A 23337-nucleotide genomic window follows, 5' to 3' on the forward strand; every position below is an offset into this window, starting at 1 on the left:
ATCCAGCGGTGCGCCGCCGTCCTTCGTCGTCCCGGGGTACGACGGTGCCCGGCCACCCCCGGACCGCTCCCGGGGCGGCCGGTACAGTAGGAAGGTCGTCATCACGCCCGCACAGGGGGAAGCCGGTGCAATTCCGGCGCCGGGCCCTTCCCGGTTCCCGGCACCGCTCGACCTGGGGTGCCCCCCGTCGTCAGCCGCCCTTCCCGGTGGTGAGCCGGACCGCCCCGTACGGACGTGACCGGCTCGCGCCACCGGAAGCCTCCGGTGGCCGGCACCGTCGAGGTACACGGAGCCGGAGCCCCGGTGCCTGAGTGGGCCCGTGTCCCGGCTTCCCCGCAGGAGAGGCCCAGCCCGCCATGACCCTTCGCCGCAGCGCCATAGCGCTCGCCGCATCCGCCGTACTCTGCGCGGCCGCTGCCCCGGCGGCCCTGGCCGACTCCCCGTCGCCCTCGGCGTCCCCGGTGCTCCCCTCCGGGCTGTACGGGAAGAAGGACCCCCAGTACGACGGGGTCTGGCGGCAGTCCCTCGCGCTGATCGCCCAGGACGCCACCGGGGTGCGCCCCGCCACGAAGGCCGTCGACTGGCTGACCGGTCAGCAGTGCGCCGGCGGCGGTTTCACCTCCTTCCGCGCCGACGTGACCAAGCCGTGCGGCGAGAAGGACCTCCTCGACACCAACGCCACCGCGTCCGCCGTGCAGGCGCTGGCCGCGCTCGGCGGGCACGACGCCGCCGTGCACAAGGGCGCCGGCTGGCTGAAGTCGGTGGCGGGCAAGGACGGCGGCTGGAGCTACAACCCGGGGGGCACGAGCGACGCGAACTCCACATCGGTTGTGATCGGCGCGCTCGCCGCGGCCGGGGAGCCGACGGCGAAGGCCAAGAGGGCGCTGGTGGCGCTCTCGATCCCGTGCGACGCGAAGGAGGGCGGCGGGGGCTTCGCGTACCAGCCCGACAAGAAGTCCGGGAAGCTGTACGCGAACGCCGACGCGACGGGCGCCGCCGTGCTGGGCACGCTGGGCGCCGGACTGGCGCCGCGCCCCGGCGGCAAGGACGTCGGCGGTACGGGCTGCCTGAACGCCTCGACGCCCGCCCAGGCCGCGCACAACGGGGCCACCTACCTCGCCGGGGCGACCGCGGGGAAGGCCTATCTGAAGTCGGCGATGCCGGGCGCCGAGGACCAGCCGGACTACGGGAACACCGCTGACGCGGTGACCGCACTCGGCGCCGACGGCCTCACCGCGCAGGCCAGGCAGCCACTCGCGTGGCTGGAACAGCACACTGCGGGCTGGGCCGCGCAGAGCGGCCCCGCCGCGTACGCCCAGCTGATCTTCGCGGCCCGTGCGAACGGCGTCGACCCGCACGACTTCGGTGGCGCGGACCTGGTCGGGCAGCTCAACGCGACCGGCCCGGCCCCCGCCGCATCGGCGAAGACCGCCGACGCGAAGAAGGACAGTGACAGCTCGGGCATCAGCGTCTGGTGGATCGTCGGTGTCGGCCTGGTGGCCGGGATCGGGATCGGTTTCCTGCTCAGCATGCGCGGCAGGAAGCGGCAGGCCTGATGCGCCGCCCGATACTCCCCGCGCACCGGGCAAGGACGGGTCCGGTCCGGCTGATCGCCCTGGCCGTCGCCCTGGGCGCCGCGCTCAGCGCACTCACCACGTTCGGGGCGGCGCCCGCGCACGCCGCCGGGTACCGGTACTGGTCGTTCTGGGACCGCGCGGGCAGTGGCTGGCAGTACGCCACCCAGGGCCCGTCGACGGCCCGTCCGTCCGACGGGGACGTGCAGGGTTTCCGGTTCGCCGTCAGCGCGGACTCCCAGGACGCGAGCAAACCGCGCGTTCCGGCACGGAGCGGCGCCGTCACCTTCGACGGCATCTGCGCGAAGACACCGGCCGGGGACGGCTCCAAGCGGATCGCGCTGGTCATCGACTTCGGCAGTGCGGCCGACGCACCGGACGGCGAGAAGCCGCCCGCCGAGCGCACCGCGTGCGCGCGGGTCCGCGATGACGCGACCAGCGCGGAGGCACTCGCCGCCGTCGCCAAGCCGCTGCGCTACAACAGTGCCGCGCTGCTCTGCTCGATCGCGGACTACCCGCGGACCGGCTGCGGCGAGCAGGTGTCGGGGAACCACCCGCGCGGAAACGAGAAGCGGACCGGCGGCACGGCGCAGGGCGACAGCGGCGACGGCGGCGGGCCCTCCGCCGGGCTCGTCGGCGGGATCGCCGCTGTGGTCGTGCTCGGCGCGGCCGGTGCGTGGCAGGCCCGTCGCAGGCGCAACAGCGGATGACGGTGTCGCTCCGCGCCCCCGCCGCCGGCCGCAGCAACACGCTCCACGCGGGGGCCTGGTGGCTGTGGGCCCTCGGGCTCGCCACCGCCGCGTCCCGCACGACCAATCCGCTGCTGCTCGGCCTGCTGGTCGGCGTGGCGGGCTATGTGGTGGCGGCCCGGCGCACGGACGCGCCCTGGGCCCGCTCGTACGGCACCTTCGTGCGGCTCGGGCTCTTCGTCATCGGTATCCGGCTGGTGTTCTCCGTCGTGCTCGGCTCCCCGGTACCCGGCTCGCACCCGCTGTTCACCCTGCCTGAACTCCCCCTGCCGCACTGGGCGCAGGGGGTGCGGATCGGCGGCCGGGTGACGGCGGAGCAGCTGGTCTTCGCGCTGTACGACGGCGCCAAGCTGGCCACGCTGCTGATCTGTGTGGGCGCTGCCAACGCGCTCGCCAATCCGGCCAGGCTCCTCAAGTCCCTGCCGGGCGCCCTCTACGAGGTCGGTGTGGCCGTTGTCGTCGCGATGACCTTCGCGCCCAACATGGTCGCCGATGTGGTCCGGCTGCGGACCGCGCGACGGCTGCGCGGCCGTCCCACGGGTGGTGTGAAGGCGGTCCTGCAGATCGGGCTGCCGGTCCTGGAGGGCGCGCTGGAACGGTCGGTCGCCGTCGCGGCCTCGATGGACGCGCGCGGCTACGGCCGGACCGCGCGGGTGCCCCGTGCGGTCCGGCACACCACGACCGCGCTGACTCTCGGCGGGCTGCTCGGGGTCTGTGCGGGGACGTACGGTCTGCTGGCCGCCGAGGGGGCCTCGTACGGTCTGCCGGTGCTCGGCGCGGGGCTGCTGGCCGCTCTCGCCGGGCTCAGGCTGGGCGGCCGCCGCTCCGTGCGGACGCGCTACCGGCCCGACCGCTGGGGTCCGCGCGCCTGGCTGGTCGCGGGATCGGGGGTCGCCGTGGCCGCGCTGATGATCCGGGCGGGCGGGCAGGACACGGCGGCGCTGCATCCCGGTGTGGTCCCGCTGGTCGCGCCGGGGCTGCCCCTGTGGCCGGCGGCCGGCGTGCTGATCGGGCTGCTTCCCGCCTTCGTGGCCCCCGTACCGAAGGGCCCCGGACCGAAGGGCCCCGGACCGAAGGCCTCCGTGCCCGGGGGTCCGGCGCCGAAGTCCCCCGTACCGAAGGAGAGGGTGTAAGTGATCCGGTTCGAGCAGGTGTCGGTCACCTACGCCGATGCCGCGGAACCCGCGGTCCGCGGGGTCGATCTGACCGTGTCCGAGGGCGAACTGGTGCTGCTCGTCGGGCCGTCGGGCGCCGGCAAGTCGACGCTGCTCGGTGCGGTGTCCGGTCTGGTGCCGCACTTCACGGGCGGGGTGCTGCGCGGCCGGGTCACCGTCGGCGGGCGGGACACCCGCACCCACAAACCCCGCGAACTCGCCGACCTGGTGGGGACGGTGGGCCAGGATCCGCTCGCCCATTTCGTGACGGACACCGTCGAGGACGAGCTGGCCTACGGCATGGAGTCGCTGGGCGTCGCCCCGGACGTGATGCGCAGGCGGGTGGAGGAGACCCTCGACCTGCTGGGCCTCACCGAGCTGCGCGACCGCCCGATCGCCGCGCTCTCCGGCGGTCAGCAGCAGCGGGTCGCGATCGGTTCCGTCCTCACCCCGCACCCCAGGGTGCTGGTGCTCGACGAACCGACGTCCGCGCTGGACCCCGCGGCCGCCGAGGAGGTGCTGGCCGTTCTCCAGCGGCTGGTGCACGACCTCGGCACGACCGTGCTGATGGCCGAGCACCGGCTGGAGCGGGTGGTGCAGTACGCGGACCAGGTGATCCTGCTGCCCGGCCCCGGCGAGGCCCCGGTCCTCGGCCCGCCGGCGGATGTGATGGCGGTGTCCCCGGTGTTCCCGCCGGTCGTGGCGCTGGGCAGGCTGGCGGGCTGGGAGCCGCTGCCGCTCTCCGTGCGGGACGCCAGGCGCCGGGCGGCCGGGCTGCGCGAGCGGCTGACCGGCCGCACCCGCACGGACCCGCCCGCTCCCCCACCCGCAGAACCGGTCGCCACCGCCGAGCGGCTCGGCCTGCGGCGCGGCCGGGTCGAGGCGCTGCGGGAGGTCTCCCTCTCGGTGCGGCCCGGCGAGACAATCGCCCTGATGGGCCGCAACGGAGCGGGGAAGTCCACCCTGCTCGGCACGCTCGTCGGAATGCACGAGCCGTCGTCCGGTTCGGTGCGCGTCGGCGGCATGACCCCGCACCGGACCTCTCCGCGCGAGATGATCCGCCGGGTGGGGCTCGTACCGCAGGAACCGCGCGATCTGCTGTACGCGGACACGGTCGCAGCCGAGTGCGCGGCGGCCGACTCCGACGCGGGCGCGGCTCCCGGCAGCTGCCGGGAGCTCGTCTCCGAGCTGCTCCCCGGTGTGGCGGACTCCACCCATCCCCGTGATCTCTCCGAAGGGCAGCGGCTCGCGCTGGCGCTGGCCGTCGTGCTGACCGGCCGCCCCCCGCTGCTGCTGCTCGACGAACCGACGCGCGGTCTGGACTACGCGGCGAAGAGCCGGCTCGTCGGGGTGCTGCGCGCGCTGGCCCGGGACGGCCATGCCATCGTGCTGGCCACCCATGACGTGGAACTGGCCGCCGAACTCGCCCACCGGGTCGTCATCCTGGCCGACGGCGAGATCGTCGCGGACGGGCCGACGCCGGAGGTCGTGGTGTCGTCGCCGTCCTTCGCACCGCAGGTCTCGAAGATCCTCGCGCCGCAGGACTGGCTGACAGTGGCCCAGGTCCGGGAGGCGCTGTGAGAGCCATCGGGCTCGGCCCCCGTTCGGTCGCCGCGCTCGTCCTGATCACGGTGATCGGGGTGTTCGCCTTCGGCTGGCCGCTGCTCGCCGACTCCGCGTCCGGGCTCGCGCACTCGCAGGACGCCCCGTGGCTGTTCGCCGCGCTGCTTCCGCTGCTGGTGGCCGTGGTGGTGGCGACCATCGCCGACGCCGGTCTCGACGCGAAGGCGGTGGCGATGCTGGGGGTGCTGGCGGCGGTCGGCGCCGCGCTGCGCCCGCTCGGCGCGGGCACGGCGGGCCTTGAGCCGATGTTCTTCCTGATGGTGCTGAGCGGGCGGGTGCTCGGTCCCGGATTCGGCTTCGTGCTGGGCTCGGTCACGATGTTCGCCTCCGCGCTGCTGACCGGCGGGGTCGGGCCGTGGATGCCGTTCCAGATGCTGGCGATGGGCTGGTTCACGATGGGCGCTGGGCTGCTGCCGGGCGCCCGGCGGCTGCGCGGGCGGGCGGAGTTGCTGATGCTCGCGGCCTACGGGTGCGCGGCGGCCTTCGCGTACGGCACGATCATGAACCTGCAGGGCTGGACCTATATCGGCGGGCTGTCCTCCGGGGTCTCCTTCCATCCCGGTGACGCGGTCGGGGCGAACCTGACCCGCTTCTTCGCGTACTGCGCGGCCACCTCGCTCGGCTGGGACCTGGGACGGGCGGCCGTCACCGTCGTCCTGACCCTGGTGGTCGGCCCGGCCGTGCTGAAGGCGCTGCGCCGGGCGACCCGGCGGGCCGCCTTCGACGCGGAGGCCGCCTTCGGCGCGGCGGCTGTTCCCGGCGTTCAGGCCGCCTCCGGGACAGGGCCGGAACGGTCCGGCCCTGCCGCGGGGTCCGCTACAGCCGCTGAATGATCGTGCCGGTGGCCAGCGCACCGCCCGCACACATCGTGATCAGCGCGAACTCCTTGTCCCTGCGCTCCAGCTCATGCAGCGCGGTGGTGATGAGACGGGCGCCCGTCGCCCCCACCGGGTGTCCCAGCGCGATCGCTCCGCCGTTCACGTTGACCTTCTCCAGGTCCTGCTCGAAGACCTGGGCCCAGCTCAGCACCACCGAGGCGAACGCCTCATTGATCTCCACGAGGTCGATGTCCTTGAGCGACATCCCCGCCTTGCCGAGTACCGCGCGGGTCGCGTCGACCGGCCCGTCCAGATGGAAGTGCGGGTCCGAGCCGACCAGCGCCTGGGCGACGATCCGCGCCCGCGGCCTCAGCTTGAGCGCCCGCGCCATGCGCTTGGACGCCCACATGATCGCGCAGGCACCGTCGGATATCTGCGAGGAGTTGCCCGCGGTGTGCACGGCGAGCGGCATCACCGGCTTGAGCCCGGCGAGCCCCTCCATGGTGGTGTCGCGCAGCCCCTCGTCACGGTCGACCAGGCGCCACATGCCCTGGCCCGCTGCCTGTTCGTCCTCGGTCGTGGGGACCTGGACGGCGAACGTCTCCCGTTTGAAGCGCTCCTCGGCCCAGGCAGCGGCCGCCCGCTCCTGCGAGAGGAGACCCAGCGTGTCGACGTTCTCCCGGGTCAGCCCCCGGTGGCGGGCGATCCGCTCGGCTGCCTCGAACTGGTTCGGCAGGTCGACGTTCCACTCGTCGGGGAAGGGCTTGCCGGGTCCGTGCTTGGAGCCGCTGCCCAGCGGCACCCGCGACATCGCTTCCACACCGCAGCTGATGCCGACGTCCATGACACCGCCCGCGATCATGTTGGCCACCATGTGGCCGGCCTGCTGCGAGGACCCGCACTGACAGTCGACGGTGGTCGCCGCCGTCTCGTACGGCAGCCCCATCGCCAGCCAGGCGTTGCGTGCCGGATTCATGGACTGCTCGCCCGCATGGGTGACCGTACCGCCGACGATCTGCTCGACGCAGTCGGCGTGGATGGCGGTGCGGCCCAGGAGTTCCCGGTAGGTCTCGCCCAGCAGATAGGCGGGATGGAGATTGGCGAGGGCGCCTCCGCGCCTGCCGATGGGGGTACGTACGGCTTCGACGATGACGGGTTCCGCGGCCATGAGCTCGTCCTCTCCTCCACGTCCGCTGGGGCGTCCCGGCGCCCGCGCGGAAGAACTGATACGCGTTCTAGTTCTCCGTGCAGTCTTATGAGTGCTACCCCCGGTACGCAAGGCCCGTGCACCGGTCTTGCGGCGGCCCGCGGCCCCATGGCGCGCAACAACTCCGTCCGGGACCCTTGCTCCTTGTAGAACTCGTTACTATCTTTCGGCTATCTGATGGGCCGTCAGACAGGCTGCGGTCGGACACAGTCAGCCAGACCTGGAGTTGGAGGAGCCGATGCACTGCCCCCATCTGCCCGAAGGATTCGACTTCACGGATCCGGATCTGCTCCAGGACCGGGTCCCGCACCCGGAGTTCGCACAGCTGCGGCAGACCGCGCCGGTCTGGTGGTGCGCCCAGCCGACCGGGATCGCGGGCTTCGGCGACGACGGGTACTGGGCCGTGACCCGGCACGCGGACGTCAAGTACGTCTCCACGCACCCGGAGCTGTTCTCCTCGAACACCAACACCGCCGTCATCCGCTTCAACGAGTCGATCAGCCGCGACCAGATCGACGTCCAGCGGCTGATCATGCTCAACATGGACCCGCCCGAGCACACCCGCGTACGCCAGATCGTCCAGCGCGGCTTCACCCCGCGCGCCATCCGTTCACTGGAGGACGCGCTGCGCGACCGGGCCCGCTCCATCGTCGGGACCGCGCTGGCGGGCGCGGCGGACGACGGGTCCTTCGATTTCGTGACCAACATCGCGGTGGAGCTGCCCCTGCAGGCCATCGCGGAGCTCATCGGCGTACCGCAGCAGGACAGGTCCAAGATCTTCGACTGGTCCAACAAGATGGCGGCGTACGACGACCCGGAGTACGCGATCACGGAGGAGGTCGGGACCGAGGCGGCGATGGAGATCGTCTCGTACGCCATGAACCTCGCGGCGGACCGCAAGGAGTGCCCGGCCAAGGACATCGTCTCCACCCTGGTCGCCGCCGAGGGCGAGGGGAACCTGTCGTCCGACGAGTTCGGTTTCTTCGTCATCCTGCTCGCCGTCGCGGGCAACGAGACCACCCGCAACGCGATCAGCCACGGGATGCACGCCTTCCTCACCCACCCCGGCCAGTGGGAGCTCTACAAGGCCGAACGGCCCGCCACCACCGCCGAGGAGGTCGTGCGCTGGGCCACGCCCGTGGTCTCGTTCCAGCGCACGGCGACCCAGGATCTGGAGCTGGGCGGACAGCGGATCAAGGCCGGCGACCGGGTCGGCATCTTCTACTCGTCGGCCAACAACGACCCCGAGGTCTTCGATGACCCTGAGCAGTTCGACATCACCCGGGACCCCAATCCGCACCTCGGCTTCGGCGGCGGGGGCCCGCACTTCTGCCTGGGCAAGTCCCTCGCCGTACTGGAGATCAACCTGATCTTCAACGCCATCGCGGACGTCCTGCCGGACCTGAGACTGACCGGCGACCCGCGGCGGCTGCGCTCGGCCTGGCTGAACGGGATCAAGGAGCTCCGGGTCAACAGCGGCTGACCGGCGGGCGGGCCCCGGGGCCCGCCCGCGCGGGCCGGCAGGCCCCCGTTCCGGCCGGCCCCCGTCCGGCCGGTCTCAGTACCCGGCGGTGAATCTGACCTGGCGGTGCCGGGGCTTCTCGGCCTCGTCCAGCAGCACGACCGCCAGGTCCTCCAGGGAGAGCGACGAGCTGCCGTCCGCGCCGACCACCAGTTCGTCGGCGCCCAGCCGGTAGCGGCCGGTACGGGTGCCGGGCCGCAGCAGCGCGGCCGGGCTCAGGCAGGCCCAGTCGGCCGCGGTGTCGGCACGGCACACCGCCAGCTGTGCGTCGCAGGCGCGCGCGATGGGGCGCCAGTCCGGCGGGAAGTCCGCACCCTCGGCCACGGTCGCACCTCCGGCGCCGGGCACCGTGAGACTTCCCGCGCCGCTGACGACGAGCACCCGCACCCCGGCGCGCGCCACCCCCTCCAGCACCGCGGCGGTCGTCACGGCCAGCTCGCTCTCGCGGCCCGCGGGCGGGCGCACCGCGCTGATCACCAGGTCCTGGCCTTCGCTCAGGGCCGCCACGTCGTCGGGGTCGCCGGCGTCCCCGGTGCGGACGCGGACGGCGGGCGGCAGGGCTGCCGCACGGGCCGGGTCGCGTACGGCGGCGGTGACTTCATGGCCTCGGGAGAGCGCCTCGGCCACCACTCTGCTGCCCACGCTCCCCGCTGCTCCGAACACGGTGATGTGCATCGTTCTCAACTCCGTCCTGCTCGGTCGGCGGCGCTCGGCCGGGCCGGCCTGTGGGAATCGGCCGGGCCGGCGGGTGGGGCCGGGATCGCGCTGTCCCGGCGGCGTGACCCGCGCTGGCCGAGCGCCACGCTCGCCACCACCAGGGCAAGTCCGCCGCCCTGCCAGGCGGTCAGCGTCTGGTCGAGCAGCAGCAGGCCCGCGAGGGTCGCCACGATCGGATTGGTCAGCCCCAGGAAGGCGACCGACGCGGCGGGCAGCCGCTCGATGCCCCGGAACCACATGGCGTACGCGAGGGCCGTGCCGATCAGCCCGAGGTAGGCGAAGCCTGCGATGTTCCTGCCGGTCAGCGCGGGAGGCAGCCCCTCGACGGCGAGCGCCAGCGGGGCCAGTACCACACCTCCCGCCGTGAGTTGCCATCCCGTCAGCGCCAGCAGCGGGACTCCTTCGGGCCGCCCCCAGCGCTTCGCGAGGAGGACGGCGAGCGACATGAGAGCGGTGGCGAGCAGCATCGCGCCGATACCGAGCGGGTCCACCCGGGCCGAGCCGCGCAGGACGAGGAGGGCCACCCCGATCACCCCCACGGCGCCGGCCAGCAGGGTGCGGCCGGTGGGGCGGATGTGCAGCACGAAGAAGCCCAGCACGGCCACCAGCAGGGGCAGCACCGCACTGACCGTGCCGGCCACACCGCCCGGCAGCCGGTAGGCGCCGAGGAAGAGCAGCGGGAAGAAGGCGCCGAAGTTGAGCAGCCCGAGGACGGCCGACTTCCACCACCAGGCACCACGGGGCAACCGCCTGGTGACCGCCAGCAGGATCAGCCCGGCGGGCAGCGCACGCACCGTCGCCAGCAGCAACGGCCGGTCCGGGGGCAGCAGTTCGGTGGTGGTGACGTATGTGGTGCCCCAGGTGAGCGGACCCAGGGCCGCGAGCGCGGCGCTCAGCACGGTGCCGCCCCGGCCGGACGGCCGGACGGCGCCACCGGAAGCGGGCGCGGAGGCCGGTACGGTGACAGGCATAATCCCCCCTCAACGTTGGCAATCTCAGGATTGATAATCTCAACGTTGAGGTAAATATGACGCGACGACCGGCGAACGTCAAGTATCTCAACATTGAGAGACACAGGAGCGTGTGATGGCAGGACCGGGGAACGGCGGCGGGAAGCCCCCCACGGATACGACCCGCACGGACGCCGTCGACATGCTCGCGGCCCAGTGGCAGCGTGAGCGGGCCGACCTCGGCCACCTGGACGCGATGGCCCTGGTGGGCCGCATCACCCGCGCCGGCAACCTGCTCCAGAAGGGCATGAAGCCGGTCTTCGCGCAGTTCGGCCTGGAGTACGGCGAGTTCGACGTCCTCGCCACGCTGCGCCGCGCGGGCGCGCCCTACGAGCTGACGGCCGGCGGACTGCTGCGCTCCGCGATGGTCACTTCCGGCGCGATCACCAACCGGCTGGACCGGCTGGAGAAGAAGGGGCTCATCACCCGGGGTGCGCACCCCACCGACCGCCGCGCGGTCAACGTACGGCTCACCGGCGAGGGTTACGACGTGGTGGAGGCGGCGGTCGTGGCCCACGTGGAGAACGAGGACCGGATGCTGTCCGGGCTGACCCCGGCGGAGCGCGGCACCATCGACGCGGCCCTCCGCCGGCTGCTCGTCTCGCTCGGGGACACCGAGCTGGGCTGAGCGGGGAGGGCGTCAGCCTGTGCCGGCCGCCTCGGGCTCCTGCTCCGCGGGAGGCGTCGCGGGCCGAGCGCTCCCGGAGCCGCTCCCGGCAGAGGGCCGCGCGTCACCGTCGGCCCCGCCGGGCGTCCCGGTCACGCCGCCGGGCGCCAGAACGCCGGGCGCCTGCAGCCTGCGCGGTCCGGCCAGCAGATAGGTGAGCCCGAAGCCGAGCGCCACCACCGTCGCACCGCCGATCGCGTCGAGCACCCAGTGGTTGGCGGTGGCGATGATCGCGCTGACCGTGAAGAGCGGGTGCAGCAGCGCGACCGCCTTCATCCAGCGCTTCGGGACCAGGACCGCGACGGTGACACCGCACCACAGCGCCCAGCCGAAGTGCAGTGAGGGCATCGCCGCGTACTGGTTGGTCATCGCGGTCATCGCGCCGTAGTCGGGGTGCGCGAGGTCCTGCACGCCGTGGACCGAGTCGATGAAGCCCAGGCCCGGCATCAGCCGGGGCGGGGCCAGCGGGAAGAAGAAGAACCCGACCAGGCCGAGAAGCGTGGCGAACGAGAGCGACGTACGCGCCCAGCGGTAGTCACTGGGGCGGCGGACGTACAGCACCGCGAGGATCGCCAGCGGCACCACGAAGTGGAACGACTCGTAGTAGAAGTTGAAGAACGCTTCGAGCCAGTGGACCTTCACCACCGCGTGGTTGGCCCAGTGCTCGATGTCGATGTGCAGCGCCTTCTCGATCGACACGACCGTACGGCCGTGCGCCTCGGCGGCGGACCGGCCACCGGTCGCGGCGGCCCGGATGTGCGAGTACACCGAGTAGCCGACGCGGATCGCGAGGAGTTCCAGCAGGAGATTCGGACGGGTCAGCACGCGCCGCCAGAACGGCAGCAGCGGGACCCGGCTCCAGCGGGCAGGCACGGGGGTCGCGTACACGGTGGGCTCGGCCGCGTCCCAGCCGGGCGCGGTGCGGCCCAGGAACGGCACCGCACAGGCCGCCGCCAGCGCGGTCAGCAGCACCGCGTTGTCCCGCACCGGGTACAGCGCCGCCATGTTGGGCAGCAGCATCGTGCCGGGCAGCGTGCTGACCAGTACGACGACGGCGGGCCAGACCATCCGGTCCGCGGCGCGCCGGCCGACCCGGCCGACGACGGCGAGCAGCACCCAGAGGAGCTGGTGCTGCCAGGCGGTCGGCGAGACCGCGACGGCGGCGCAGCCCGTCACCGCGACGGCGAGCAGCAGCTGTCCGTCCTTCGCGTAACGCGCGGCGCGGCGCAGCGCCAGCACCGAGACCGCCACGGCGAGGACCAGGAAGACCACGATCTCCAGCGGTCCGTGCAGCCCGAAGCGCAGCAGCGCACCGTGCATGGACTGGTTGGCGAGCCCGTCCGGGTGCGAGCCGAGACCGGCTCCCGCCACATGGTGGATCCAGTACGTCCAGGAGTCGCGTGCCATGACGGCCCAGGCGAGCGCGGTGCAGAGGGCGAAGGCGGCGGTGGCGGAGAGCGCGGCGCGTCTGCGGCCGGTCAGCCAGAGCAGCGGCACGAAGAGCAGCACGGTGGGCTGGAGCGCGGCTCCGAGCCCGATGAGCACGCCGGAGGCGCGCTCGTCCCGTACCGCGAAGCACCCCAGCAGGACGAGCAGCACCGGAATGATGCTGGTCTGGCCGAGGTGGAAGGCGTTGCGCACCGGCAGGGAGAGCATCAGCAGGCTGATCGCGACGGGGGCGGCGATCAGCGACGTACGCCGGGAGATCTCGCCCGGCAGCGCGCGCGCCACGACCATGCCGAGGATGACGACGAGCAGCAGCGAACCGAAGGTCCAGGCGACGCCGAGGCTCTGCTCGGCGGAGTGGGTCAGCGGTTTGAGGACGAGACCGGCGAACGGGGTGCCGGTGAACCCGCCGGTCGCGTAGAGCGGGCCCCCGAGGTGCAGGACCCCGTCGGCGCCCGTCCACGTCTCCAGGTCGGTGAGGCGTCTGCCGGGCGGCAGCCGGAGTATGGCCGCCACCTGGCGGACCGCCAGTGCGGCGACGACCAGCCAGAGCACCGCCCGTGCCCGCTCGATTCCCGCTTCCGCGCCCACCGCTGTCCGCGCCCCGTTGTGCCCGTCATTCGCCACGCCGCGCCGGCCCTCCGCCCGTCCTCATCGCCGGAAATATCCGGTCCCTGTGTCTGAAGAGACTCGCACTGCTCCGGAGCAGTGACGCAGGCAACCCCCCGTTCACCTGACCCGGCCCCTACGGTTCCGGCCAGGGGCCGTGGTGAGGAAGACCGTTGGGGGTACGGCGCCGCCGGGCCCCGTGACTGTCGCCCCGGGCGGCCGGTGGCCGGCCCCTCGCCCGGCCATTCAAGCACTGCGGGCGCCGGCCCGCAGACGGCTCCGGTCCGTGAACCCCGCGCCGCGTTCCCTCCGCGGCCCCGCGGGAGCGGCACCGGGTTGTCCGGAACCGGCCCCGCCCGTCCGCCGTCTGTGCTCGTGTCGGACGGCGGCACGACGGGGCGAAGGGGAGGCCACGGGGGATGCGGGTACGGGGAGTGCGGACAGGGGGTGCGGGGTTGCGGAGCAGAGCGCTGATGGTGGTGCTCGCGCTGTTGGTGGTGCAGCTGGGATCGCTGATGGCACCGGCGTACGCCTGTGGATGCGGGGCGCTGGTCCACGATCCGGCGTCCCGGCTGAATGTGGACCGCGAGACGTCGGTCGTGCGCTGGGACGGCCGCAGCGAGCAGATCGTGATGAGCCTGACGGTCGCGGGCAACGCGTCGCAGGCGGCCTGGATCATGCCGGTCCCGCACCGGGCCACGGTCACGCTCGGCGACAACGCGCTCTTCGACGCGCTGGAGTCGGTCACGGCTCCGGTCCACCGAACCCGTGACCACTTCTGGCCGCGCGGCGGCGACTGGCCGTTCGGCCCGGGCTCCGGTGACGGCGCTTCCGCCGTTCCCCGCCCGCCGGGCGCGCCCGCCGTCGGTGTCGTGGGCCGCGAACGGCTCGGCCCCTTCGACGTCGCCAGGCTGACGGCCACCGACCCCGGCGCCCTGGACGGCTGGCTCCGGCAGAACGGCTTCCGGCTGCCGCACGGAATGCCGGAGGACCTGCGGCCCTACGTCGACCGGAAGTGGGAGTACGTAGCGGTGCGGCTGGCCCCCGACCGCGAGGGCGGGACGCTCGCCGGGGTCCTGGACCCCCTGCGGCTGCGCTTCGCGAGCGACCGGCTCGTCTATCCGATGCGGCTGTCCCGCCGTGCGCGGAACCCCCAGACCCTGGGGCTGTACGTGCTGGCCGCGCACCGGATGGAGACCCGGGGCACGATCGGCGGGCTGCCCCCCGAGGTGACGTATGCCGGAAGGATCCCGCCGACCGGCGTACTGGGCCGCTTCGCGGCCGGGGAGCGGTATCTGACCGCGCTGGACCAGAGCTTCCCCGAGCCGTCCCGGATCAACGGGGACCACGAGCTGCGGCGTTCCGCGTCCGACCGCCCCTACCAGCGGGTGATCCATGACGAACGCCTCCTGACAGCGGGCGGCATTCCGGTCTGGCTGCTGACCGTGGGCGGTGTGCTGGTGGTGCTCCTGGTGGCCGCGCTGCTGCTGGTACGTGCGGGACGCCGCCGCCCGGTCACGCCTCCGCCACCGGCGCACGCACCACCGCCGCTCGTCTGACCCGCCCGGCTCGGGCGCCCCGCGGGTACGGCAGGATGGGCGATATGAGCATCGTGAAGATCAATGTCCTGACCGTCCCCGACGAGCAGCGCGAGGTGCTGGAGAAGCGGTTCGCGTCCCGTGCCGGGTCCGTGGAGAACTCCGACGGCTTCGAATGGTTCGAGCTGCTGCGCCCCGCCGAGGGCACCGATCAGTATCTCGTCTACACGCGGTGGGCCAGTGAGGCCGACTTCGACAAGTGGATGGCGACCTCCATGCGCGGCGCCCACGGTGGCAGCGCGGAAGGCGGCGAGCGTCCCAAGCCCGCCGCCTCCGGCTCGACCCTGTGGTCCTTCGAGGTCGTCCAGCAGGCCGCCCCGAAGAAGGGCTGATCACAGCTGCAGCAGGCGCTCCGTCACCTCACGGTAGGTGCGGAGCGTCAGCCGCAGCTCCTCCGTCTCCGCATGCGCGTCCCTGCCGTGCCAGGACGTCCGCAGGCTCTCGGACCGTTCGGCGAGGAGGGCGGTCACACGGGTGACCGTCTCGTCGAGGACCCGGTCGGCCTGCTCGACAGCCTCCCTCGGGGCGTCGACGAAGCCGCTGACGGCTCCTTGCAGACGGCGCTCCAGTTCCTCGCGCTCACCGGCGGACACGAGCCCGCCGCCGGCCGGGCCGGTGGCGGACAGGTCGCCCGCGGTCCGGGCGTGGCCGGCGGCGTGGGCAGGCGTGTGCCGGGCCGCTTCGTCGGTCTCGAAGCCGCTCCCCCGCACATCCGCCGCGGGGTCCGCGCCCGACTCCGCGACGGCGTCCGGTACCGGCGTGGACCGGTGCGCGCCTGCCGTCCCTGTTTCGAAGCCGTCACCGCGTACGTCCGGGACGCGGCCGGCCTGCTCCCGCGGATCGGGGCCGCGTACGCCCGCACCGCTCCCGTCCGGAACGGCGGCCGGGCGGGGCGGGGCGCCGAGCGGGTCGCCGTCCCTGTCGAGGTCGTTGCCGGCCACCGGGTCCTGGACGCCGGCCGTCGGGTCGGGCACCCGGCCGGCCCTCCCGGCGTGCGCCGCCCCGGTCCTGCCGGGCGCTGCCTGCGTGCGGTCCGTCTGCTCCGGCAGACCGGTCCGTACCGGTCGCTCCTGTTCGTAGGCCATTACGCACCTTCTCCCTTCGGCTGGTGCCGCCCCGGCAGCACCTTCTGGCGGTCGCGGGCCCGCGCGTGCCCGTGGTCCGGATCGTGCTCCTTCGTGGAGACCAGCTCACCGAAGAGCCCGCGCGCTTCGAGGAGCGCGGCCCTGAGGTCCTCGGTGCCCGCCCCGGACTCCACCGAACTGTGCAGCGTGCGGTAGCCGTTGACATGGTGCGGGTGGTGCACCGAGAGCGCGTCGACATGGTTCTCGCGGTCCTCGGCAGCCGGGAATCCCCGCTCGTGCGCCAGTGCGCCGACGAGCTGCTCCGCTTCGGCCACCGCCTGCTGCGGCGCGTCCACGAACTGCTCCTGGATCCCGGTCCACCGGGACACATACCGTTCACGTGTCTCGGGGGTCAGCGGGCGCGTCTCCAGCGAGCCGTGCCGCTTCACCCGCTCACCGAGCTCCGCCTCCGCGGCCCCGGTGTCCCCGCCATGACGGGCCAGCACCCGGTCGTACTCGGGCCCGAAGCGGCTCCTCAGGCTGCCCCGGCGGTTTCCCCTGCCGGGACCGAAGTACAGAAACGCGGCGACAACGGCGACGAACACCACGATTACTGCGACGATCAGGACGGTGGACATGAGTGCCTTCCTCCTCGCGGACGGGCGGTCATTCGTACGCCGTTCGAGTGTCCCGGAATCCGCGTGCCAAACGGCGGGGCCGCCGTCACAATGCTCCGGTGACATGGACCGTGACCCCCGAGCCCTTCAACTCCCCCGACGCGTACGCGCTGCGCCGTTCCTATTACGACGAGGTCGCGAGCCGCTACTGGAAGCGGCCGGCCACCGAGGAGGAGATCGACGCGGGCCTTGCCGGGGACGGTGTCGAGCAACTCTCCTGTCCCACAGGGGAGTTCCTCGTCGGACGGCACGAGGGCAGACCGGCGTCCTGCGGCGGGGTGCTCCTGCTCGACCCGGCCACCGCGGAGCTGACCCGCGTGTACACCCGGCCCGGCCGGCGCGGCACCGGCGGCGGCAAGCTGCTGCTCGCCGGGCTGGAGGACGCGGCGCGGCAGCTCGGTGCGGGGCGCATGGTGCTGAACACCCGCCTCGATCTCATCGAGGCACGCGGACTGTACGTGCGCCAGGGCTACCGGGAGATCCCGGCCTACACGACGGGCCCGTACATGGAGGTCTGGTACGGGAAGGACCTGTAGGGCCCGCCCGCGGGTCGGGCCCGGCGGCCCGGCCCCGCTCCGCCGTCGGCGCCGTACGGTCCGCGGGCGCCGCTACACGGTCCGCGGTTCGTGCTCGCGCGGCCATTCGGCGTCCGAGCCGCACAGCTCGGCGTTCAGCTCCTCCACCAGGACGACCAGATCGGTCGGCCGCTCGGGGCCCCACCAGTCACCGAGCAGTTCGGCGAGGGACTCCTCGCGGGCCTTGGCGAGGCGGGCCGTGACGTTCACACCCGGATCGGTCAGCGCGAGCTGCACCCCTTCGCGTACCGCGAGCCCGCGTTCCTCGGCCTGCCGGGCCGCCTCGGTGATCGCCCGCAGCGGGACCGGCGCCATCTCGGCCAGCTGGGCCGGTTCGACCAGACCGTGGCGTCTGATGCGCAGCAGCAGCCAGCTGGTGGCGGGGAGCAGGTCGTAACCGGCCTTCGCGGTGATCGTCTCGTAGATCTCGCGGCGCCCCTCCCGGTGTCCGAGGACCGAGAGGGCCCGCATCACCTCGTCGTACGACGAGCGCTGGACCGGGTTGGAGGCGAGGGTCTCGGTGACCTCGGGGGTCGTCACAGAGCCGCGCAGCTTGTCCTCCTTGAGGAACCAGGAGACGACGAAGGCGAGCAGCACCACGGGGACCGCGTACAGGAACACGTCGGTGATGGACGAGGCGTACGCGTGCAGCACCTGCGGGTGCAGCTGCGGCGGAAGTGCGGAGATGGCGCGCGGGTCGGCCTCCAGCCTGTCCGCGCTCACCCCGGGCGGCAGCGGCCGGCCCGCCAGGGCGTCGCTGAGTTTCCCGTGCAGTCGCGAGGTGAAGATGGTGCCGAAGATGGCCACGCCGAACGAGGCGCCGATGGAGCGGAAGAAGGTCGCGCCGGAGGTGGCGACGCCCAGGTCCTGGTAGCTCACGGCGTTCTGCACGGCGAGGACCAGGACCTGCATGACCAGGCCGAGCCCCAGCCCGAAGACGAAGAAGCTGATGCTCATCGACCAGGTGGAGCTGTGATCGGTCAGCCGGTGCAGCAGCGCGAGCCCGATCGCGGTGATGCCCGTCCCGGCGACCGGGAAGACCTTCCAGCGGCCGGTGCGGCTGACGATCTGGCCGGAGGCCGTCGAGGAGAGCAGCAGGCCGAAGACCATCGGCAGCATGTGCACGCCGGACATGGTGGGCGAGACGCCCTGGACGACCTGGAGGAAGGTCGGCAGATAGGTCATCGCGCCGAACATCGAGAAGCCGACGATGAAGCTGATGAGCGAGCACAGCACGAAGGTCCTGATGCGGAAGAGCTTGAGCGGCAGTACGGGCTCCGCGGCGCGCCGTTCGACGTGGAGGAACACGGCGATCAGTACGGCGGCGAGAACGGCGAGGCCGATGATCTGTGCCGACGCCCACGGCCAGGTGGAGCCCCCGAGCGAGGCCACGAGCACCAGGCAGGTGGCGACCGACGCGATGAGGAACGTGCCGAGGTAGTCGATGGTGTGCTTCGCCGAGCGGGCCGGGATGTGCAGCACGACCGCGATCACCCCCAGGGCGATCACACCGATGGGGAGGTTGATGTAGAAGACCCAGCGCCAGGAAAGGTGTTCGGTGAAGAGCCCGCCGAGCAGCGGGCCCAGGACGCTCGTCGCGCCGAAGACGGCACCGAACAGCCCCTGGTACTTGCCGCGTTCGCGGGGCGGGACGATGTCGCCCACGATCGCCATCGACAGCACCATCAGGCCGCCGCCGCCCAGCCCCTGCAGCGCACGGAATCCGATGAGCTCCGGCATGTTCTGCGCGATACCGCAGAGGGCGGAGCCGATCAGGAAGATGACGATGGCCGTCTGGAAGAGTTTCTTGCGGCCGTACTGGTCGCCGAGCTTCCCCCAGAGCGGGGTGGCGGCGGTGGAGGCCAGCAGATAGGCCGTGACCACCCACGACAGATGTTCCATACCGCCGAGGTCGCTGACGATGGTGGGCAGCGCGGTGGAGACGATCGTCTGGTCGAGTGCGGCGAGGAGCATTCCGAGCAGCAGGGCGCCGATCGCCACGAGGACGGACCGCTGGGGTTGCCCGTCGGCCGCCACCGGCGCCGCCGGGGGTGCCGGGGTTTCCTGAGCCATGTCTCCCATCCTGGTGCTGCGGCATAATCGCCGCGAGTTCAAGGGGGTGGCCACAGTGAGCAACGAGGGTTTTGATCCGCTGCGCGTACGGCCCTACGTACGGCTGCCGGATCCACCGCCGGATCCACGGGACGACGTGGTGGGGGCCGCGTACCCGGCAGCCCCGCCCACCGCCGACCGGGTGACGGATGCGGGCACGGAGCCGGGTGCGGGGCCCCGCACGGATCCGGGCCCGTACGCGGTTCCGGGTACGGGGCGGGGACCCGGTCCCGGTACGGATGCGGGTGGTCCGGGTGCGAGCGGTCCGGGTGCGGACGCGGAAGGCCCGGGGGCGAGCGGTCCGGGTGCGGGGCCGGCCGGGATGCCGGGGCCGGCGGGCCCGGGGGCGAGCGGTCCGGGTGCGGGGCCGGCCGGGATGCCGGGGCCGGCGGGCCCGGGCCGGGAGCCGGAACCGCCCGCACGGCGGCGAAGACCCTTCACCGTGCTCGCCGGCGGGGTGGCCGCGGTGGCGGTGCTGGGCGGCGCGGCGTTCGCCGCCGGACTCTTCTCACCGGGCGCCCCCTCGCACGACCGGGCCTTGCCCGACGTGGTGACGAGCGCCCCCGACGCCCCGGTCCTGCCGTCGGCCCCGCCCTCCGCGTCCGCGGCCCCCGGTCCCCGCTCCACCGAGCCGTCCACGGCAGCGCGGCCGGTACCGTCCACAACCGGCGCTCCCTCCCCGCAGCCCGCGGCCGGTGCCTCCACGGCGTCCCCGGAGGCCGCTGTGACCCCGCCGCCCCCTTCGTACACGCCCTCGGCGTCCCCCACCGGGACCGCGGGCCCGCGCCCGCCCCGGTCCGTGGCGCCGACAGCGGCCGTACTGCGCCAGGGCGACAGCGGTCCCGGGGTCGTGGAGCTCCAGCAGCGACTGGGCCGACTGTATTTCTACCGCGGTCCCGCCGACGGCCGGTTCGACGCGCACGTGGGCGACGCGGTACGCACGTTCCAGTCCTGGCTGGGCATCGACGACGACCCGCCGGGCGTCTACGGGGCGCCGACCCGGCGTGCGCTGGAGGCGATGACCCAGCCCTGAGAGCCGTCCGGACCGTCCGGGCCCCCGGGGCCGCCCGGGGTGTGACCAGGACGGCTGGCGCACAGCACGCTCTGCTTTGTATCCTGATGGAACAAAGTGGTTCCGCCCGTACTCCCTGACCGGCGGGCGGGGCCGCCTTGTTCGCTGCGCCCGCACCTCTGGAGACCTGATGACCGTCCTGCCCGCACGTGCCCTGCTCCTCGACATGGACGGGACGCTGGTGAACTCGGACGCCGCCGTCGAGCGCGTCTGGAACCGCTGGGCCGTCGATCACGGCCTGGACCCGCGCGAGGCGCTCAAGGTGGTGCACGGCCGTCAGGGCTACGCGACGATGGCCATCCTGCTCCCTGACCGCCCGGTCGAGCAGAACTACGCCGACAACCGCGAGATGCTCGCCCTGGAGACCGCCGACACCGAGGGCGTCGTCCCGGTCCCCGGCGCCCCGGAATTCATGGCCTCCCTGGCCGGGCTGCAGCACGCCCTGGTCACCTCGGCCGACGCGGCACTCGCGGGAGCCCGGATGGCGGCTGCCGGGCTGCCGATGCCGGAGGTCCGGGTCACCGCGGAGAATGTCGGCGCCAGCAAGCCCGATCCGGAGGGCTTCCTCAAGGGCGCCGCCGAACTGGGCTTCGCCCCCGGCGAGTGCATCGTCTTCGAGGACTCGGGGGCGGGGATCGCCGCAGGCAAGGCGGCAGGCATGCGTGTGGTGGGCGTGGGCCCGCGCGCCGCGGCCCACCGGCCGACCGCACAGGTGCCCGACCTGACGTGGATCCGCGTCGAGCAGGCCGCCGACGGCACACTGCTGGTCCACGTCACGGACTGACGGCACGGACACACGACGGCCCGCCCCGGAGGACCGGCGGCGGCCCGGACACGACCCCGGCCCGGGCCGCCGCCCCGGCCGGAGCCCCGGCCACTCGTCCGGTACGGGGCGTCAGCCCGCGATGGCCTCGTACAGGCTGAATCCGGCGAGCACCAGCATCAGCGCGGCGGCGATCTTCGTGATCAGTCGCAGCGGCACATGCTTCATGAGCTTGCGCCCGCCGAGAATTCCCAGGCCGCCGACCGCCCACAGCGCGAGCACAGCGCCGATGCCGACGGAGACCGGACTGTCGTAGCGGGCCGCCAGGTTGGCGGTCATGATCTGGGTCAGGTCACCGAACTCGGCGACGAGAATCAGCATGAAACCGGCCCCCGCCACCTTCCAGAAGGACTGGTCGGCGGGGGCCTTCACCTCTTCCTCCTCCTCGTCCTTCTTGAAGAGGAGCATCGCCGCGCCCCCGAGGAAGAGCACACCGACGATCGCCTGCAGGAGCCGGTGCGGTACCAGGGTCAGCACGCTGCCCGCCGCGATGGCGAGCGCGACGTGGACGGCGAAGGCCGCCGCGACCCCCACGAAGACGTACGAGGCCCGGTAGCGGGCACCCAGCATCAGACCGGCGAGCGCGGTCTTGTCGGGGAGTTCGGCGAGAAAGACCACGCCGAAGGTGATCGCCAGGATCGTGAAGCTGATCACGGGTTGAATCCTCAATCGGTTCGGGCTGACCGCACCGGAGGACCTGACTCGGAGAGAAAAGGGGTCGCCTCGGCACGGCAGCGTCAACAGGACACTGCGGCCGAAGGTCTCGCTGGCGGTCCTCAAAGAAGACCGCCTCCGGGCGCCGGCCGAACCGAGGTTCGGCAGTATGTCGACGTTCCGGCGAAGAGCTACTCCCCTTCTGCTCCGCACACCCTACGGCACCGTCACAGGGGCCGGCCGCCTCCGCGGCCACCGCCCCGGGCGCCCGGGAGAACCCGACCCCGCCGGCCCGCACCCCCTGTGACCAGCGCAGACAGCTCCCCCGCCGCACCCCGGTCCAGTGCGGCGCCACCCAGCGACAGGCCGGACAGGAGTCCGGGGAGAGTGACCGGCCCCACATTCACAGCCGGACCCACACCCCCGCAGCACCCACACCCCAGCCGGTCCCGCACCCGGCCGCGGATCTCCGGCCGCGGATCTCCGGCCGGACCGCGAGGCCGGTCCGCGAGGCAGGACCGCACAAGGAGGACCGCGCGACGCCGGACCGCACGAGGCCGGTCCCCCTTCAGTCCCCCCTGAGCCTCTTGCGTATCAGGAGTCACAGAACAGGACAAAATACCCGATCGAATGACCCATCCGCCCAAAAGTGCGACGAACGGCGGCGGAACCGCCGCACGCGGCCCCACGGCGCGGAGTCCACCGGCACACCAGGTCCCGGCGAAGACCCTCACCGGCGCCGCGACCAGCGGAAGCACCCCGGACGCCGGTCCTGAGCCGGCCCGGACGGGGCCGGCCGGCGCCAACCGTACGGCTGTGCGGGAAATCTGCCGGCGCGTCAAACATCGACCTGCCTCTTGATGTGACGTGCCCATGTCGCCAGTCTGTTACCTGGCGCCCACCCCACGGCAATACGGCGCCATCACGATGGCCGAGCCGGATCGGCAAAGCCCCTCCACCCCACGGGAGTTCGCATGTCAGGTGTCTACGCGCGTCGAATAGCGGTACTCACCGCGACCGCGGGAATCACGCTCGCCGGTCTCGTCACCGCCCCCTCCGCCCAGGCCGCACTGCCCACCCCGGTGAGCGCGGCCACCGCACGGACCTACCTCAGCTCTCTCACGGTCGCCGCCGAAGGCTCGTCGAGCGGCTACAGCCGGGACAAGTTCCCGCACTGGATCACCCAGTCCGGCGCCTGCGACACCCGCGAAGTGGTGCTCAAGCGCGACGGGACGAACGTCGTCCAGAGCTCCACCTGCGCCGCCACCAGCGGGAGTTGGTACTCCGAGTACGACGGCGCCACCTGGACCGCGTCGTCCGACGTGGACATCGACCACATGGTCCCGCTCGCCGAGGCGTGGCGCTCCGGCGCCAGCAGCTGGACCACCGCACAGCGACAGGCCTACGCCAACGACCTCACCCGGCCGCAGCTCATCGCGGTGACGGACAACGTCAACCAGTCCAAGGGCGACAAGGATCCGGCCACGTGGCTGCCGCCCCGCGCCGCCTACAAGTGCACCTACGTCCGGGCCTGGGTGGAGGTGAAGCACTACTACAAGCTCACGGTCGACTCCGCGGAGAAGACGGCACTCCAGGGCGTGCTGAACGACTGCTGAACGGATCGCCCGCGGGCACCCGGCCATGACACCCTTCGTCGTTCGGAGCA

21 protein-coding genes are annotated in these 23337 nt (G+C 72.9%); 13 read left to right on the top strand and 8 right to left on the bottom strand.

Annotated elements, in window-relative coordinates:
• Positions 1-356: 356 nt before the first annotated feature.
• The 5 genes from OG917_RS10075 to OG917_RS10095 are packed head-to-tail and all read left to right on the top strand — an operon-like array spanning position 357 to position 5933.
• On the top strand, positions 357-1556 hold the full coding sequence (locus tag OG917_RS10075; protein ID WP_328317227.1) for a prenyltransferase/squalene oxidase repeat-containing protein: 1200 nt from the start codon (positions 357-359) through the stop codon (positions 1554-1556).
• Positions 1556-2284 carry an SCO2322 family protein gene (locus OG917_RS10080; protein WP_328317228.1) on the top strand — a complete coding sequence of 243 codons (729 nt, stop codon included), beginning with the start codon at positions 1556-1558 and terminating at the stop codon, positions 2282-2284. Before OG917_RS10075 ends, OG917_RS10080 begins: the two co-directional genes overlap by 1 nt.
• Positions 2281-3456, top strand: coding sequence for an energy-coupling factor transporter transmembrane component T (locus OG917_RS10085; protein WP_328317229.1), 1176 nt, complete (start codon positions 2281-2283; stop codon positions 3454-3456). The genes OG917_RS10080 and OG917_RS10085 overlap by 4 nt, the downstream gene beginning before the upstream one ends.
• Complete coding sequence (locus tag OG917_RS10090; RefSeq protein ID WP_328317230.1) at positions 3457-5058, top strand: ABC transporter ATP-binding protein; 1602 nt, start codon at positions 3457-3459, stop codon at positions 5056-5058. It begins immediately after the preceding gene.
• Positions 5022-5933, top strand: coding sequence for an ECF transporter S component (locus OG917_RS10095; RefSeq protein WP_328321773.1), 912 nt, complete (start codon positions 5022-5024; stop codon positions 5931-5933). The genes OG917_RS10090 and OG917_RS10095 overlap by 37 nt, the downstream gene beginning before the upstream one ends.
• Here the strand turns inward: OG917_RS10095 and OG917_RS10100 are convergent.
• Complete coding sequence (locus OG917_RS10100; RefSeq protein ID WP_328317231.1) at positions 5917-7086, bottom strand: steroid 3-ketoacyl-CoA thiolase; 1170 nt, start codon at positions 7084-7086, stop codon at positions 5917-5919. The genes OG917_RS10095 and OG917_RS10100 overlap by 17 nt on opposite strands.
• A gap of 277 nt (positions 7087-7363) precedes the next feature.
• On the opposite strand from OG917_RS10100, the gene OG917_RS10105 reads away from it, so the two are divergent.
• A complete protein-coding gene (locus OG917_RS10105; RefSeq protein WP_328317232.1) occupies positions 7364-8608 on the top strand; it encodes a cytochrome P450 in 1245 nt (414 codons plus the stop codon).
• 75 nt (positions 8609-8683) lie between these two features.
• Here OG917_RS10105 and OG917_RS10110 read toward each other — a convergent pair whose 3' ends face one another.
• Both OG917_RS10110 and OG917_RS10115 read right to left on the bottom strand, forming a co-directional pair.
• Positions 8684-9322 (bottom strand): NAD(P)-dependent oxidoreductase, encoded by a 639-nt coding sequence (locus tag OG917_RS10110; RefSeq protein WP_328317233.1) that lies wholly within the window; start codon positions 9320-9322, stop codon positions 8684-8686.
• Between the two features lie 5 nt (positions 9323-9327).
• Positions 9328-10335: an EamA family transporter gene (locus OG917_RS10115; protein ID WP_328317234.1), complete on the bottom strand. Its 1008-nt coding sequence runs from the start codon at positions 10333-10335 to the stop codon at positions 9328-9330.
• Between the two features lie 115 nt (positions 10336-10450).
• On the opposite strand from OG917_RS10115, the gene OG917_RS10120 reads away from it, so the two are divergent.
• A complete protein-coding gene (locus OG917_RS10120; protein WP_328317235.1) occupies positions 10451-11002 on the top strand; it encodes a MarR family winged helix-turn-helix transcriptional regulator in 552 nt (183 codons plus the stop codon).
• Between the two features lie 12 nt (positions 11003-11014).
• Here the strand turns inward: OG917_RS10120 and OG917_RS10125 are convergent, their stop codons facing one another.
• A complete protein-coding gene (locus tag OG917_RS10125) occupies positions 11015-13042 on the bottom strand; it encodes a bifunctional glycosyltransferase 87/phosphatase PAP2 family protein (protein ID WP_328321775.1) in 2028 nt (675 codons plus the stop codon).
• 527 nt (positions 13043-13569) lie between these two features.
• On the opposite strand from OG917_RS10125, the gene OG917_RS10130 reads away from it, so the two are divergent.
• Together OG917_RS10130 and OG917_RS10135 are read left to right on the top strand one after the other, a co-directional pair.
• Positions 13570-14655, top strand: coding sequence for a DUF2330 domain-containing protein (locus tag OG917_RS10130; protein WP_328321777.1), 1086 nt, complete (start codon positions 13570-13572; stop codon positions 14653-14655).
• Between the two features lie 44 nt (positions 14656-14699).
• Complete coding sequence (locus OG917_RS10135; protein WP_328317236.1) at positions 14700-15026, top strand: antibiotic biosynthesis monooxygenase family protein; 327 nt, start codon at positions 14700-14702, stop codon at positions 15024-15026.
• Here OG917_RS10135 and OG917_RS10140 read toward each other — a convergent pair whose 3' ends face one another.
• Positions 15027-15779 carry a hypothetical protein gene (locus OG917_RS10140; RefSeq protein WP_328317237.1) on the bottom strand — a complete coding sequence of 251 codons (753 nt, stop codon included), beginning with the start codon at positions 15777-15779 and terminating at the stop codon, positions 15027-15029.
• Positions 15779-16396, bottom strand: a complete 618-nt coding sequence (locus OG917_RS10145) for a hypothetical protein (protein ID WP_328317238.1) — start codon at positions 16394-16396, stop codon at positions 15779-15781. The genes OG917_RS10140 and OG917_RS10145 overlap by 1 nt, the downstream gene beginning before the upstream one ends.
• A 98-nt stretch (positions 16397-16494) precedes the next feature.
• On the opposite strand from OG917_RS10145, the gene OG917_RS10150 reads away from it, so the two are divergent.
• Positions 16495-16971, top strand: coding sequence for a GNAT family N-acetyltransferase (locus OG917_RS10150; protein WP_328317239.1), 477 nt, complete (start codon positions 16495-16497; stop codon positions 16969-16971).
• Positions 16972-17043: 72 nt separating this feature from the next.
• Here the strand turns inward: OG917_RS10150 and OG917_RS10155 are convergent, their stop codons facing one another.
• A complete protein-coding gene (locus tag OG917_RS10155; protein ID WP_328317240.1) occupies positions 17044-19083 on the bottom strand; it encodes an MDR family MFS transporter in 2040 nt (679 codons plus the stop codon).
• Between the two features lie 481 nt (positions 19084-19564).
• Here OG917_RS10155 and OG917_RS10160 point away from each other — a divergent pair, with 481 nt between their 5' ends.
• Both OG917_RS10160 and OG917_RS10165 read left to right on the top strand, forming a co-directional pair.
• Positions 19565-20155, top strand: a complete 591-nt coding sequence (locus tag OG917_RS10160) for a peptidoglycan-binding domain-containing protein (protein ID WP_328317241.1) — start codon at positions 19565-19567, stop codon at positions 20153-20155.
• Between the two features lie 169 nt (positions 20156-20324).
• Positions 20325-20978, top strand: coding sequence for an HAD-IA family hydrolase (locus OG917_RS10165; protein ID WP_328317242.1), 654 nt, complete (start codon positions 20325-20327; stop codon positions 20976-20978).
• A gap of 111 nt (positions 20979-21089) precedes the next feature.
• Here OG917_RS10165 and OG917_RS10170 read toward each other — a convergent pair whose 3' ends face one another.
• A complete protein-coding gene (locus tag OG917_RS10170) occupies positions 21090-21671 on the bottom strand; it encodes a TMEM165/GDT1 family protein (protein ID WP_328317243.1) in 582 nt (193 codons plus the stop codon).
• 974 nt (positions 21672-22645) lie between these two features.
• Between OG917_RS10170 and OG917_RS10175 the strand changes: the two genes are divergently transcribed.
• Entirely contained in the window at positions 22646-23287 is a 642-nt protein-coding gene (locus tag OG917_RS10175) for an HNH endonuclease family protein (RefSeq protein WP_328317244.1), read from the top strand.
• The last annotated feature ends 50 nt before the right edge of the window (positions 23288-23337 follow it).

Origin of the sequence: Streptomyces sp. NBC_00388 (assembly GCF_036061255.1) — a bacterium.
GTDB lineage: Bacteria > Actinomycetota > Actinomycetes > Streptomycetales > Streptomycetaceae > Streptomyces.

What these genes read in the sequence shown, in the direction of transcription:
- OG917_RS10085 (WP_328317229.1), top strand. Translation starts at nt 2,281, where the DNA reads ATGACGGTGTCGCTCCGCGCCCCCGCCGCCGGCCGCAGCAACACGCTC.
- OG917_RS10175 (WP_328317244.1), top strand. Translation starts at nt 22,646, where the DNA reads ATGTCAGGTGTCTACGCGCGTCGAATAGCGGTACTCACCGCGACCGCG.
- OG917_RS10165 (WP_328317242.1), top strand. Translation starts at nt 20,325, where the DNA reads ATGACCGTCCTGCCCGCACGTGCCCTGCTCCTCGACATGGACGGGACG.
- OG917_RS10135 (WP_328317236.1), top strand. Translation starts at nt 14,700, where the DNA reads ATGAGCATCGTGAAGATCAATGTCCTGACCGTCCCCGACGAGCAGCGC.
- OG917_RS10100 (WP_328317231.1), bottom strand. Translation starts at nt 7,086, where the DNA reads ATGGCCGCGGAACCCGTCATCGTCGAAGCCGTACGTACCCCCATCGGC.
- OG917_RS10080 (WP_328317228.1), top strand. Translation starts at nt 1,556, where the DNA reads ATGCGCCGCCCGATACTCCCCGCGCACCGGGCAAGGACGGGTCCGGTC.
- OG917_RS10145 (WP_328317238.1), bottom strand. Translation starts at nt 16,396, where the DNA reads ATGTCCACCGTCCTGATCGTCGCAGTAATCGTGGTGTTCGTCGCCGTT.
- OG917_RS10110 (WP_328317233.1), bottom strand. Translation starts at nt 9,322, where the DNA reads ATGCACATCACCGTGTTCGGAGCAGCGGGGAGCGTGGGCAGCAGAGTG.
- OG917_RS10140 (WP_328317237.1), bottom strand. Translation starts at nt 15,779, where the DNA reads ATGGCCTACGAACAGGAGCGACCGGTACGGACCGGTCTGCCGGAGCAG.
- OG917_RS10120 (WP_328317235.1), top strand. Translation starts at nt 10,451, where the DNA reads ATGGCAGGACCGGGGAACGGCGGCGGGAAGCCCCCCACGGATACGACC.
- OG917_RS10155 (WP_328317240.1), bottom strand. Translation starts at nt 19,083, where the DNA reads ATGGCTCAGGAAACCCCGGCACCCCCGGCGGCGCCGGTGGCGGCCGAC.
- OG917_RS10130 (WP_328321777.1), top strand. Translation starts at nt 13,570, where the DNA reads ATGGTGGTGCTCGCGCTGTTGGTGGTGCAGCTGGGATCGCTGATGGCA.
- OG917_RS10075 (WP_328317227.1), top strand. Translation starts at nt 357, where the DNA reads ATGACCCTTCGCCGCAGCGCCATAGCGCTCGCCGCATCCGCCGTACTC.
- OG917_RS10115 (WP_328317234.1), bottom strand. Translation starts at nt 10,335, where the DNA reads ATGCCTGTCACCGTACCGGCCTCCGCGCCCGCTTCCGGTGGCGCCGTC.
- OG917_RS10105 (WP_328317232.1), top strand. Translation starts at nt 7,364, where the DNA reads ATGCACTGCCCCCATCTGCCCGAAGGATTCGACTTCACGGATCCGGAT.